This window comes from Pseudoneobacillus rhizolycopersici (genome assembly GCF_054786815.1).
This window is the reverse complement of sequence record NZ_JBTOOE010000043.1, coordinates 1-12774: the sequence shown is the minus strand read 5'-3', so window position 1 is coordinate 12774 and position 12774 is coordinate 1. Positions and strand designations below refer to the sequence as shown.

The window sequence follows — 12774 nt, the reverse complement described above, 5'->3', positions numbered from 1 at the left end:
AGTGGAGTCCGAACCCGGTGGTAGTTCGGACAGAGGAAGGCTGAAAAAGGGAAGTGGAGTCCGAACCCGGTGGTAGTTCGGACAGAGGAAGGCTGAAAAAGGGAAGTGGAGTCCGAACCCGGTGGTAGTTCGGACAGAGGAAGGCTAAAAAAGGGAAGTGGAGTCCGAACCCGGTGGTAGTTCGGACAGCAGAAGGCTCAAAACAGCCAACCCGAGTCCGAATAGTGGGGCAATTCGGACAGCAGAAGGCTCAAAACAGGAAATCGAGTCCGAATCAAGCCGCTATTCGGACAGCACGACGTCAAAAAAGCAAAACCGAGTCCGAATAGAGCATCTCTAATCGAACTCGGTTTCGCTTTTTTAACGATTACACAAAATAACCTGCCTTTATTTCGCTTTAATTTGGTCAATTTCAAACTTTGAAAGATACTCTATTATTTCATCACTATAGCCGCTGATTGATTTTTTTGATCTAGGGATATAGAAAGCGGAAGAATCGCCTTTCCAGTAAGCAAGCAGGTCAATCACAGCAGGCAGCTCGGCCTTTTCGATAATTCGAATGCTTCTAGTAAGTTGATTAGCTTCAATATTGGCAATATAAACATTGGTGTAAAATTTACCGCCCTCTGGTGCACTTTCATCAAATAACATCCTAGAACCATCAGGTGAAATACTATAAAATGGTGTCCAAATTCCCTCAGAGGTTTTGCCCCCAGACACGACTTTATGGATCACCTGCTTATCCATTCTATAAAAGAAAATTCCGGATTCCTCATTATAAGTCCCATTAAAAACTAAGAGATTATCATGGATGATATCAAACCGAGCAATCTGATCCTCCTTGTGTGGCAATGATAGGACTAATTCCTTCTTGTTATCAGGAGTTATTTTATAAATCGCATTTCCTTCTTTCGGTTGATGGACTGACAAGTAAATGGCGTTATTGCGAATGCTAGCTTTATTAAAAGAAAAATCCTTTAAAGTAAAAAGTTTTGCCATTGCCACTTCTTTCGTTTCAGTTGAACTAGTATGAATAAACACATAGGATGATCGATTGAAATCAAAGTAGGAGATATACTCTCCTTTTGGGTCAGCAAAGGTCACATCATAGTCCGTCGGTCCAGCTAACTTAATCGACTTATCCCCTTCCACATCATAAACAAATATCCCTTGGCTATTCACAGATAAAGCCCTGCTACCGTCCTTTGACAACTCTTTGATAGGCATGTCGTGAATGTAAACGGACTTCCCTGAAGTAAGGTCCGTTTTAAATAAACCCTCATTCTTAGTAAAATAAATCTGGTCATTCGAAATCCCTAGTAGCTCTCTATAGGTCATTCGTTCTTTTAAATTAATTTCTAGTGGTTTCGAGACGGCTACCTCTGCATCATCCATACTGCTTCTGACGGCAACGTTATCACTTACGATAACCGTTTTGTCTTGGCCATGAACGACCCCACATCCAGTAAGTGTGACAACCGCCAGTGATAGACCAATGATTCCTTTTGTTATGTTCATTTTTGTTTGACCTCCTGTTTTTGAATTACAACTTCATTGTAGAGAAAGGTTGTATCCAAAATTAGGTTAGATATTGCCAAGTTGTTGCCAAAGAGGCAGTTTTACCGAAAAAGTGATTTGACTACCGCTTGTATGAGCGTCAATGCTCCCATTATGTTCTTCTATGATTTTTTTGCTGATATATAAGCCTAATCCAATGCTGCCCTTTTCATTTTTATCCGTTTTAGGACTACGGTAAAACGGTTCAAACATGTTTGACAAGACATTTTCATGTAGCGAATGGCTTCTGTTTGTCATCTGTAGGATGGCCATGTTGTCACAAGATTTCAAGCTTACATGAATGATCGAGTGACTATCACCATATTTGATTGCATTATCTAATAGATTAATCAACAGTTCGCGCAATTTATTTTCCGCACCATATACCATAAGTGATTGCACCTGACAAATTATGTCCATTTGGTACTTGGCCGCTTTTAACTGCATGTCCTCACATAGCTGTTGGGTAACCAAATCGAAGGGGATCGGCTCTAATTTTTCCGATTGTTGCTTCGAAAGTTCAATGACTTCGACAACCATCTCGTGCAGCCGTTCACTTTCGCTTTGAATTCGACTGGCCGCTTTTTGCAGGAAAACAGGGTCATCGAAAGTTTCATCGGCAATGATTTGGGCATAGCCTGAGATGGTCGTTAAAGGTGTTTTTAATTCATGAGTAACATTGTTAAAAAACTCTCTTCGGCTCCGTTCCGATCTTTCGACTTTTTCTTTTTCAGCCTCAATGGTAGCAATTTGCTGCTGAATTTGATGTTTCATGTCAGAAAAACGCTCGGTCAGCTCTTCAATCTCATCACCGGTCTTTACCGTTAGCTCTGATCCATAATTCCCATCTGCAACTTCCTTAAAGGCATTGGTTAATTGCAGCAATGGTTTGGTAATTTTACTAGACAGGACATAGGAAAATAAGAAAATTGCTCCAAAAAGCGCTAATGTAAATACGGTCAGACTCTTTAATACCGTTCGATTCGATTCAAACAAATTTGTATAGTCCTTTGAAAATCGGACAATTCCATAGTAGTCATCCTCGATATATAGCGGATAAGAAAAGTTGACAATCTTCCATTTATCAATCGTATTAATCGTAAAGGCAGCTTTATTTTGTAGAGCAAGAAGAAGGTCTTCCTTGCTACTTTGTGTTAAAAGAATACTCGGTTTCGTGTTGACGATGATGTATTCCTGCTTTTCACCAAGACCTTCATTTAAAAACGTCCCATTTTGATCATAAAGAGCGATATTCCCTTTTAGATTTTTACTAAGTTCATAGACAAGTTGATTGCCCGAAGTGGTAAAGGCATCTTCGGATAGATTTTCGAGTAAGAAATATTGTTTCAAGTATTCTCGAGAGTATTTTTGAATATTTTCCATATCGCTTCTAATAATGTTTTCGCTATTTTTTAATAGTAAATTGCTAATGACTAGGTTTAGCAAAACGAGAGATAATGAAAAAATAAGAAAAAAACCAAATAAAAACTTTTTCCGAATCGTCCATCTCGTTCTCATCGTTGATCGCCCTTCATTTTATAGCCGATGCCAAAAACCGTTTCAATAATAGAAGGTAATGTCTCGCAGTCTAGTTTTTTCCGTAATCGCTGGACATGCACGTCGACTGTACGAAGCTCGCCCTCATAGTCAATATCCCAAACATAGTCCAATATTTCCTCTCGCGAAAAGGCGCGGTTTTTATGCTCGGCAAATAACAACAGTAGCTCATATTCTTTTGGTTTAAGTTTAATCTCTTGATCTTGTTTGTAAACGGCTCGAGAATGTGGATCAAGTTTAATGGATTCGTTTATTCGAATAAAGTTTTCTTTTACAGCAATATGATCAAATCTCCGAAGGGCTACTTTAATACGTACAAGCAATTCCCTGATATCAAAAGGCTTCGTGATGTAATCATCCGCCCCGAGCTCGAGTCCGAGAATTTTGTCCACAATGTCATTTCTTGCTGTCAGCATAATAATCGGAGTGTGGCGGTGTTCTTGAACAACCCGTTTGCAAATGTCAAAACCATTGGTATCCGGCAACATGACATCCAGTAAAATAAGGTCGGGAAGAAACATATCCAATAACTGAAAGGCTTCTTGACCTGAGGCGGCACATTGTACGAAATAACCCTCTTTTCGCAAGCTATAGGAAAGAATATCGGAAATCGATTCCTCATCTTCAATGACTAATATCTTTTTTGAATCTACCATTTTTAGCTCCTTTTTCCTCTTTTACTCCTTATTTTACATCTAAATTATTGCCAAGATATAAACAAAATGAATACTTTATCTTGCGATTGATGTTTGTTAAACGTTTATTTAACAACTTGTTTTGTTAAATATTCGTATGTTAATATGAATATATAGAATGACTGGTAATATTTCCTAAAATCTTAACGGCTTATTGTCAAAACGGTTGTTCCCCCTTAACAACCGTTTTTATTTTTTTGAAAAGGAGGACCTCGCTATTGAAAATAGGTAGATTGGTAAGAAAAGTGATGGATAAGAATCGGGACGAACCTTTAAATAACCTAGTAGAGAACAGACAATTGATGATCAGTATCTTTTATCAGGTTGATGCAAGCTGGGAAGGGGGGACTCCTTCTCCATTTTCTAATTTATTTTTTCCATACGAAGATGAAATCATGAAACGATATAGGGACATGGGAGCAAGTGAAGATTTTATCACCCATTGTTATCCGGACGCCCCGATATCTGGGACTCTAGCAAATAGGCCGATCATCCTCTATTCCCCAGGGATGGGAATGGATCGGGACCTGTATCTTTTTAATATCACCCAACTAGTGAAGGAAGGTTATATTTTAGTAACAGTGGGGTCTACCTATGAAACCTTATATACGGTGTTTCCGGATGAAGGGGTCATCTATCAAAGCGATATCGTTCGAACAATCCCGCCAAATGATTCTGCTTGGCAGAGGAAACTGGTTGATATTCGGGTGGCGGATCTTAGCTGTGTAATCGATGCACTATCAGATTGGAATGAAAGTGATTCTGTCTTGAAACAGAAGTTTAACTTATCAAGTATCGGTGCGATTGGCCATTCCTTAGGTGGGACAGCTGTTTTTGAATTAGCCAAAAAAGATCCACGAATTGGAGCAGGAGTCATACTTGATGGTAGCCTGCATCTCATTTCCTATGGACAATCCGTACCTACCCCATTTTTGTCTGTTAGGCAGCATTATTCAAGCTATGAAGAGATGAAGGAGATTTGGAATGCGGATGGGGCTGAGGTGTTCAGTTTAGGACAACGGGCACTTTTCGACTCGTTGACAGGGAAAAAGTATTTTCTGAAGATTCATGGCGCTAATCACATTTCCTTTACCGATGCTCCGATTCTTTTTACTAGAAAAATAGAGGCAGTGAAACCGATTCATGATTCTATAAACGAATTAACGATAGCTTTTTTCAATGGGTGTTTAATGGATAAGAGTCAAGAGTTTCCCGAGAAGATTAGCACTTTAACGAAAGCGGGGCTAATATCTCTAATCAATCGTGATGGTGAAGTTTCTTGAGGAGGATCCAAAACGGTTAGATCTGGGTATCCAGGGCAAACTAAAGAGGATAGCCAAGATGGCTATCCTCTTCTAATTTCTGATATTGGGAAACAAACTCCCTATCTCCGATTATTTTTGATTGAAATAGTCAGTAAAAGCATTGAAAATTTCAAGTGCTTGAAAACCGAGCATGGAAATAGCTGTTAATGAGAAAAATCCCATCATGACAAAGCGAATCCACATCATCCTTATTAGCCTCCTTTGAAAAATCAATTTATGATTTCTTCAAAAGAGCTGTGTCCACATAATTGGATTGATAAAAAATCGGGGTTAGAAAAATGAATTTCTTATGATTGAATGATACATACTTATTTGTCCTAGTGATGAGTAGGAAGGTAACTAAAATGGTAAAAGCATGAATGAGAAGGAACTTATGTTTATCGTGATCGTTATCGTCGAACGGAATAACATTATTCGAATTTGAGTCATCCAGAACATAGTGATGATAATCATTGCTTACAGCTTTTGAATCATAGGTAACATTTTGGCTGAAGAAAGAAATTAGCAAAAGGACCGTAATGGCTAAAAATCTATTCATCATACCACGCACCTTCTAATGTATTGTTTATATATATATTCACTTTAAACAATTTTACAACAGTGGAAACATAATAAAAAGGAATATATGCTGATTTTTTTAAAAATATATTGTCCATATTCAAAGTTGGTATAGGTAGTTGCCTCAGTAATGCTACTAAAGTCGTAGATGGAAATCATTAGAAATATGGAAGTTATTTAACTTAAATAAGATTATGATTTGATTATAAAAGGTCTTGTTTATTTTGATAAAAATCTAGTAACTGAATGGGAAATCATCCATAAAACAGGAAATTTAGAACTAGTAAATACGATACCTTAGGAGGAAAAGACAATGAAGATTAAACAGTTGGTTCTTGACACAGCTCATCTTAACGATTTAGTTGATTTTTATACCAATAAGCTAGGATTTCCGATTATTTCAAAAGATGAAACTCATTTTACAATCGAAATTGGTGAAACCTTGTTAACATTTAAACAAGAAATCGGTCATGATCTACCATTCTATCACTTTGCCATAAATATACCTGAAAACAGATTAATGGAAGCATTGGAATGGATTGATACGAAAACAGAAATATCAACCGAACAAGGGGATAAAGTCATCCACTTTGTATCATGGGATGCTCATTCGATTTATTTTAATGACCCAGCAGGTAATATTGTCGAAATAATTGCCAGACATAAACTTCCTAGCATAGATAAAGAAGGGCCATTCTCAATCGAAGAGTTCCTACGTGTCGATGAAATAGGGCTACCTGTTCAGAATGTGATGAAGTCCATAGAAACGCTGAAAACAGAACTTGGATTACCAGAGTGGCGTCCCGCCTCTAGTGAATTTGCCACAATCGGAGCATTAGAAGGACTATTTATTGTAGTAAAAGAGAAACGCCAATGGTTTATGAGTGATAAAAGCGCTGAGTTATATCCAATAGAGATGACGATTGAAGGAGATAGAAATGCCAGCATTTCCTTAGAATGTTATCAGATAAAATCCGAGGCAAAGATAATTAGTTAAGGCTCTGGAAGTTTAGGTTTATTTGATATACAATAAAGATAAAAAACCGGTTAGTCGGTTTTGAGAATGGAGGTCATTATGTTGAATGTTGAAAAAGCATTAGAGGGATATATTCAAGCAACCAACTCCCATGGTTTTCCAAATGTGGCTAAATATCTTTCAGAAAATGCCGTTTATTGGTTTCAAGATAAGGAGTATAAGACAACTAGTGAGATTGAAGCATATTTCAACAATACATGGAATCTAATAAAAGAAGAACGGTATTGGATATCCAACGTACAATGGTTAGGGATTAGCGATACAATGGCTACTTGTTTGTATCAATACCACTGGGAAGGACTACACAATAACAAACCTATTAGTGGAAAAGGAAATGCCACCAATGTATTCATGAAGTTTGAACATGAATGGAAATTAATTCATGAACATCTTAGTCCCCTACCTTAATTAGGATAGATGGAAAAAGGAAACGCAGGAACCGTCCCCGTGTTTCTTCCATCAAACGAATAAATATTTTAAGAAGGCTGTCATAAAACGCTCTCTTGCTTCGAATTCTTATATAGGGTCTATATCTATTACTAACGATCTAGAGATACATAGGGGAGTAGGACAAGTGGATACAACTTTATTAAAGAGAAAACAAAGAATTGCTCAGGAGCGCAAGGAAAGAAAGAGTGTTCGCAATAAGAAATGGGTCGTTGCCTCGATAGCAGGAACCATTGGAGCATTCGCCTTATTTAATGGTAAAGTAGGAGCTTGCAGCATAAACTATACAGTCAAAAAGGACGATAATCTGTATCGTCTCTCTAAAAAGCATCAAGTAAGTGTGGAACAATTAATGGTAGCAAATGGCTTAACAACCGATAAAATTATCGTGGGTCAGCAATTGCTAGTACCGGGTGACAGTGTCGCCCCCCTTAAAGAGAAATATGCTTACCAACATACAGTTCAAAAAGGGGATAGTCTTTATCATCTATCCAAAATATACCGCACCACTGTCACGGATTTAAAAAAGGAAAATCAGTTTGTTCAGGATCACATTAAGATTGGTCAAAAGATTCGAGTGCCTAAAGAAATTTACACCGTTACTCCTGGAGATACATTATGGGGGATTTCAGAGCGTTTTGGGGTCAAGCTGGAGGATATGATAAAGGAAAACAAATTAAATCATAAAATGGTTCTTATTGGTCAAAAACTAACCATTCCAGGTTCGCTCGATTTTTCAAAAGCTGAAATCGTCGGTGCAGCTGACAACTTTACCGTGGAATTTGATCAAAATGGCGAACCGCTCGTCTTAAAAGTCCCGTATGGAACGGCTACCGATTACCAAAACAAATCAGGACAAAAAGTGACCGTCATTCATAAAAACGGATCCGTCATCACGGTTTACTAAATAAGGCAATCATTCATAATAGAAAAAAACCGTGAAGATTCTTCTCTTCACGGTTTTTTCATTAGTTTAAGCTACTTCTTCCTTCCCACTTCCTGCTTTTGATCGTACATTAAAGACTAGATTTAAGATGATAGCGGTTAAACTACCGACAACAATTCCGTTATCCGTCAAAATCTTTACACTATCCGGCATTTGTGCGAACAGGCCAGGAACGGCGGTAACACCTAAGCCCATCCCAACAGCACAAGCGACAACAAGTAAATTTTCCTGTAAGGAAAAGTCCACCTTACTAAGCATTTTAATTCCATAGGCGACTACCATACCAAACATGGCGACCATTGCACCCCCAAGAACAGGAGCGGGAATAATGGTTGTTAAAGCTCCAATTTTGGGAACAAGCCCAAGTAATACGAGAAAGACACCAGCAGTATAAATCACATTCTTTGTCTTTACGCCTGATAATTGGACTAATCCAACGTTTTGCGAGTAAGTTGTGTACGGGAAAGCATTCACAATGGCACCTAAAACGATGGCCAATCCTTCTGCACGATAACCATTTGATAAATCTTTTTCATTCACTTTTTTTCCTACAATGTCGGAAAGGGCGAAATAGACGCCTGTTGATTCAACAAGGCTAACAATGGCAACTAATATCATTGTTAAAATAGCGGCTACCTCAAAAGTGGGCATTCCAAAATAAAATGGCTGTGGCAGATGAAACCATGATGCCTCTCCAACAGCACTAAAATTCACCTTACCCAAAAAGGAAGAGACAATGGTACCTCCAATTATACCTAGCAGAATGGCTACTGAACGAATAAACCCTTTGAAGAATCTAAAAAGAATGAGGATGAATAATAAAGTCCCAAAAGCAAGAGTGATATTTTCGACCGAACCGTAATCAGCACTCCCAACCCCGCCAGCCATATTATTCATCGCGACTGGAATGAGGGTAATCCCGATAACGCTTACAACAGATCCGGTAACAACGGGAGGAAAAAAACGAACGAGCAATCCGAAGTATTTTGCAACAATGAGAACAAAAATTCCAGAAACAAGAATCGCTCCATAAATGGCTGAAATACCATATTGACCACCAATGGCGATCATTGGTCCAACAGCAGTGAAGGTACAGCCAAGAACGACAGGAAGTCCAATACCAAAGAAACGGTTACGCCATACCTGTAATAAGGTGGCAATCCCGCACATAAGGATATCAACGGACACTAAATACGTTAATTGTTCAACTGATAATTTAAGAGCACCGCCGACAATTAAAGGCACAATGACGGCTCCGGCATACATGGCTAAAACATGTTGAATTCCTAATGAAGCTGTTTTGAAGTGATTTTGACTCATGCTTCTTTCACCTTCCAATTAGAAAAATGTATTTTCCTTTTTGACCATCTAAAATACGCTACCCTCCTTTTTCATCAGGTTAACAAGGTCCCAATATAGTCAACTATCCATGTCCTACACTTCAGATATATGAAAAAAACAACGATTCATTACATATATTACAAAAAATTCAGAAAATTTATAGTTTAGAAAAGCGCTGGTAGGGAACCACCTGATTTGGACTATTTTGTTATTTTGTACCTTCCGCAGTTCGAACTCGATTAATTTATTTTAGCCTTAAGCAGTCCGAACTGTCACCTAGTTTGGACTCAATGACACATTTTTTCTTCTTATCCGAATACAAACCCTATTTGGATAATCTCTTTCCTGTTAATTGGAAATATTCCCCTCTAGTAAGTCATGCAGCGTTGTATGATCTAGCAATTCAGCAATTTTATCTCGTATAAGGGCCCATAAGGGTTTGAGTAAACATCCAGCTTCTAAAGGGCAACTTTCATAGGAGGTAACACTGACACATCCCATCGGTGCAAGTGGTCCTTCTAGGTTTCGAATCACTTCGCCAATCGTGATATCATCTGAATTTCGCGCTAGTTTATAGCCTCCGTTGACACCTCTTTTACTTTGAACATACCCATTCCTTTTTAATTGCAAGAGAATCTGTTCTAAATAATGGATAGGGACAAGCGTCCTTTCCGATATCTCCTGAATCGTTAGTAATCTATTATGAGCCGCCCCTAGACAAATAAGCGCTCGTAGTGCATATTCCCCCCTACTCGAAACCTTCATTCACACACCTCTCCTTTTTAAAAACTTCTAGGCATATGCCTTTTTTTACCAAAAGTTGAACCCACCCAAAGAAAACGTCATAACGTATGTTAGAAACTTGATTAGATTAGTCGACAATTACTAAATTTTCGATTCCATACTAGTCTATTCAGGATTTTGATAAAAAGGAGAGAGAAATTTGAGGAGATTAGTTATTCTTGCCTTCATAGGGTTAGCCGCCCAATTAGTAGATGGGTCTTTAGGGATGGCCTACGGCGTCACCTCCACATCCTTATTACTGATGTTCGGAATTGCTCCAGCTATGGCTTCAGCGTCGGTTCATATGGCGGAAGTTGTCACAACAGCCGCATCAGGCGTTTCACATATTCGGTTTGGGAATGTCGATAAACAAGTTGTATATAAATTGATTATCCCCGGCTCCATTGGTGCATTTTTAGGCGCTTTATTTTTAGGTAGCATTCCAGGGGATATTATTAAGCCTTATGTATCAATTTTCTTATTAACTCTAGGTGTTTTTGTCATCTACCGTTTTCTTTTCAAATTTAACCCCCAACAAACAACATCCAGTAAGAAATGGACGAAGAAGCAGTTCATACCACTAGGTTTTATTGCTGGATTTTTTGATGCCACAGGCGGTGGGGGATGGGGGCCAATTGCCACACCGGTCTTAATAACGGGTAATAAGATGGAGCCAAGAAAGGTAATTGGCTCCGTCGATACAAGTGAATTTGCCATTGCTGTGTCATCGACAATCGGTTTTCTAATTACACTAGGCTGGTCCAATATCCATTATCAATGGGTGATTGCCTTAATGATCGGTGGTCTCATCGCTGCCCCCATCGCAGCTTGGTTAGTTAAGATTATTCCGACGAACCTCTTAGGAACTCTTGTAGGTGGGATAATCATTATTACCAATATTAGGACTTTATTAGGGGCTTTAAATATTTCACAAATAGCAAGTCTATATACCTATCTAGCCCTTGGAATCCTATGGATCATCGCAATCGGAAACGTATTGTGGAAAATAAAGAAAACTAGCTACCATAGTAAACAGCTATTGGATTAATTAGGGAAATTCTTTAATGGGCAAAAAAAGTCCTAACGCAATTCCTAGGAGCACAAGAAAAGCAGGGTTCGTGATGACATGAACCCTGCTTACCATTTTTCTTATATAATTATTGCCCCTGCCAAGGAATTCCATTATATCACATTTTTTGCCCAGTAGCGTTGGTAAAACTAATAAACTACCTATACTTGTTTGCCAGGTTTGTTTGATTCAAGTGCCATTTCTTCAGCGGATTTCGCGGATCCATGAGCAATACCTGGTTGATTTTCATTCGTTTTTGTTTCCCAAATACTATATTGAATCGAATTGGTTAATTTCGTGTTCTCTTTTGGCAATATATCCACCTCCCATTAATGGTATTATTTATATTTAAAATAAATCTATTCAGATAAGCCTTATCCGGCCAGCACGGCTAAGGAATATAGTACACTTTAGTTGTCATATTGAATAAAAAAGGGTTGATTCAGCGGAATCAACCCTTTTTTTCATGCATTACGCTAAGCGACTATTTTATTAGCTTTCACTTCTTTACCAAATCTCTTTTTGAAAAATGGAACGACATAACGGTCAAGTCCGAACACACCAGCGTTGTAACCGCCAACCATAATCAGTACACCCATCAGGATATCAGTTGGGTTATGAGATACAGTACCAGATAACAAGAAGCTAAAGTTCATCACTACCCCGAAGAAAGCGGCCGCAGAAGTTAAGCATCCAAGAATTAAACCTAAACCGACTAAAGTTTCACCCACAGGAATTAATACATTGAACAGATCAGCATTAGGAATCGCGAAGCTTTCAAGGAAACTTACCCAGCCACCATACACAATTCCATCTGGACCAGTTACCGGATTGGCCACCGCCCCTTTTAAAAATCCACTTGCATCAAACCCACCAGTTAACTTATGAATCCCTGCATTTAACCAAGCATAGCCCAAATAAATTCGAAGTAATGTAAAAAGTGCGGCTGCAATTTTATTATTTCTTAAAAAGTTCACTAACATATGAATCAACTTCCTCTCAAAGGATATTTTTGAATTAATGAATGATTACACTATCAATATACAAGAAATTGATTAAACAATGTGGGGGTATTAGAATCCTTCACAAATCCGTAAAAACATTATGGCAAAACATTGAACAGATGGTATTCAAGAGGAATCGGGTGGGATTCAGACAGGGTAAGGAGAATTAAGGGAATGAAGTCCAAACTGGTTATCAGTTCGGACAGAAGTAGGCGAAGAAAGGGAAAAGGAGTCCGAACTGGTAGGTAGTACGGACAGCAGAAGGTCAAAAAAGCCACCCCGAGTCCGAATCGGGTGGCAATTCGGACAGGACCAGGCTAAAAAAGCCAACCCGAGTCCGAATAAGGCGGCTATTCGGACAGCACAAGATCAAAAAAGCCAACCCGAGTCCGAATCAGGTAGCTATTCGGACAGCACAAGGTCAAAAAAGCCAACCCGAGTCCGAATGAGGCGGCT

At 38.7% G+C, this 12774-nt stretch carries 13 protein-coding genes; 5 read left to right on the top strand and 8 right to left on the bottom strand.

From position 1 onward, the window contains the following. Positions 1-387: 387 nt before the first annotated feature. From ACX9YW_RS22355 to ACX9YW_RS22345, 3 genes are all read right to left on the bottom strand, one after another. On the bottom strand, positions 388-1518 hold the full coding sequence (locus tag ACX9YW_RS22355; RefSeq protein ID WP_460350802.1) for a hypothetical protein: 1131 nt from the start codon (positions 1516-1518) through the stop codon (positions 388-390). Positions 1519-1584: 66 nt separating this feature from the next. After that, positions 1585-3075: a sensor histidine kinase gene (locus ACX9YW_RS22350; RefSeq protein ID WP_460350800.1), complete on the bottom strand. Its 1491-nt coding sequence runs from the start codon at positions 3073-3075 to the stop codon at positions 1585-1587. Beyond that, on the bottom strand, positions 3072-3770 hold the full coding sequence (locus tag ACX9YW_RS22345; protein WP_460350798.1) for a response regulator transcription factor: 699 nt from the start codon (positions 3768-3770) through the stop codon (positions 3072-3074). The genes ACX9YW_RS22350 and ACX9YW_RS22345 overlap by 4 nt, the downstream gene beginning before the upstream one ends. Positions 3771-4027: 257 nt before the next feature. Here ACX9YW_RS22345 and ACX9YW_RS22340 point away from each other — a divergent pair, with 257 nt between their 5' ends. Continuing rightward, positions 4028-5092, top strand: coding sequence for an alpha/beta hydrolase family protein (locus tag ACX9YW_RS22340; protein WP_460350796.1), 1065 nt, complete (start codon positions 4028-4030; stop codon positions 5090-5092). Between the two features lie 256 nt (positions 5093-5348). Here the strand turns inward: ACX9YW_RS22340 and ACX9YW_RS22335 are convergent, their stop codons facing one another. Beyond that, entirely contained in the window at positions 5349-5675 is a 327-nt protein-coding gene (locus ACX9YW_RS22335) for a hypothetical protein (protein WP_460350794.1), read from the bottom strand. Positions 5676-6005: 330 nt separating this feature from the next. On the opposite strand from ACX9YW_RS22335, the gene ACX9YW_RS22330 reads away from it, so the two are divergent. The 3 genes from ACX9YW_RS22330 (at position 6006) to ACX9YW_RS22320 (ending at position 8082) form a co-directional block, all read left to right on the top strand. Beyond that, positions 6006-6689 (top strand): VOC family protein, encoded by a 684-nt coding sequence (locus ACX9YW_RS22330; RefSeq protein WP_460350792.1) that lies wholly within the window; start codon positions 6006-6008, stop codon positions 6687-6689. A gap of 78 nt (positions 6690-6767) precedes the next feature. After that, positions 6768-7136 carry a YybH family protein gene (locus ACX9YW_RS22325; protein ID WP_460350790.1) on the top strand — a complete coding sequence of 123 codons (369 nt, stop codon included), beginning with the start codon at positions 6768-6770 and terminating at the stop codon, positions 7134-7136. A 166-nt stretch (positions 7137-7302) separates the two neighbouring features. Continuing rightward, entirely contained in the window at positions 7303-8082 is a 780-nt protein-coding gene (locus tag ACX9YW_RS22320; RefSeq protein ID WP_460350788.1) for a LysM peptidoglycan-binding domain-containing protein, read from the top strand. Between the two features lie 66 nt (positions 8083-8148). Here ACX9YW_RS22320 and ACX9YW_RS22315 read toward each other — a convergent pair whose 3' ends face one another. Further along, the gene (locus ACX9YW_RS22315) at positions 8149-9441 is read right to left on the bottom strand and encodes a nucleobase:cation symporter-2 family protein (protein ID WP_460350786.1); all 1293 of its coding nucleotides are present in this window, start codon (positions 9439-9441) and stop codon (positions 8149-8151) included. Between the two features lie 369 nt (positions 9442-9810). After that, positions 9811-10227: an RrF2 family transcriptional regulator gene (locus tag ACX9YW_RS22310; protein WP_460350784.1), complete on the bottom strand. Its 417-nt coding sequence runs from the start codon at positions 10225-10227 to the stop codon at positions 9811-9813. A 178-nt stretch (positions 10228-10405) separates the two neighbouring features. Between ACX9YW_RS22310 and ACX9YW_RS22305 the strand changes: the two genes are divergently transcribed. Further along, complete coding sequence (locus ACX9YW_RS22305) at positions 10406-11293, top strand: sulfite exporter TauE/SafE family protein (RefSeq protein ID WP_460350782.1); 888 nt, start codon at positions 10406-10408, stop codon at positions 11291-11293. Positions 11294-11475: 182 nt separating this feature from the next. On the opposite strand, the gene ACX9YW_RS22300 is transcribed toward ACX9YW_RS22305, so the two are convergent. Together ACX9YW_RS22300 and ACX9YW_RS22295 are read right to left on the bottom strand one after the other, a co-directional pair. Beyond that, on the bottom strand, positions 11476-11628 hold the full coding sequence (locus ACX9YW_RS22300) for a hypothetical protein (protein ID WP_460350780.1): 153 nt from the start codon (positions 11626-11628) through the stop codon (positions 11476-11478). A gap of 162 nt (positions 11629-11790) precedes the next feature. Next, entirely contained in the window at positions 11791-12297 is a 507-nt protein-coding gene (locus tag ACX9YW_RS22295; protein WP_460350778.1) for a DoxX family protein, read from the bottom strand. Between the last annotated feature and the right edge of the window lie 477 nt (positions 12298-12774).

Excerpts from the sequence above, each read along its gene's own strand:
- ACX9YW_RS22355 (WP_460350802.1), bottom strand. The coding sequence starts at position 1,518 with ATGAACATAACAAAAGGAATCATTGGTCTATCACTGGCGGTTGTCACA.
- ACX9YW_RS22350 (WP_460350800.1), bottom strand. The coding sequence starts at position 3,075 with ATGAGAACGAGATGGACGATTCGGAAAAAGTTTTTATTTGGTTTTTTT.
- ACX9YW_RS22345 (WP_460350798.1), bottom strand. The coding sequence starts at position 3,770 with ATGGTAGATTCAAAAAAGATATTAGTCATTGAAGATGAGGAATCGATT.
- ACX9YW_RS22335 (WP_460350794.1), bottom strand. The coding sequence starts at position 5,675 with ATGATGAATAGATTTTTAGCCATTACGGTCCTTTTGCTAATTTCTTTC.
- ACX9YW_RS22330 (WP_460350792.1), top strand. The coding sequence starts at position 6,006 with ATGAAGATTAAACAGTTGGTTCTTGACACAGCTCATCTTAACGATTTA.
- ACX9YW_RS22325 (WP_460350790.1), top strand. The coding sequence starts at position 6,768 with ATGTTGAATGTTGAAAAAGCATTAGAGGGATATATTCAAGCAACCAAC.
- ACX9YW_RS22315 (WP_460350786.1), bottom strand. The coding sequence starts at position 9,441 with ATGAGTCAAAATCACTTCAAAACAGCTTCATTAGGAATTCAACATGTT.
- ACX9YW_RS22310 (WP_460350784.1), bottom strand. The coding sequence starts at position 10,227 with ATGAAGGTTTCGAGTAGGGGGGAATATGCACTACGAGCGCTTATTTGT.
- ACX9YW_RS22295 (WP_460350778.1), bottom strand. The coding sequence starts at position 12,297 with ATGTTAGTGAACTTTTTAAGAAATAATAAAATTGCAGCCGCACTTTTT.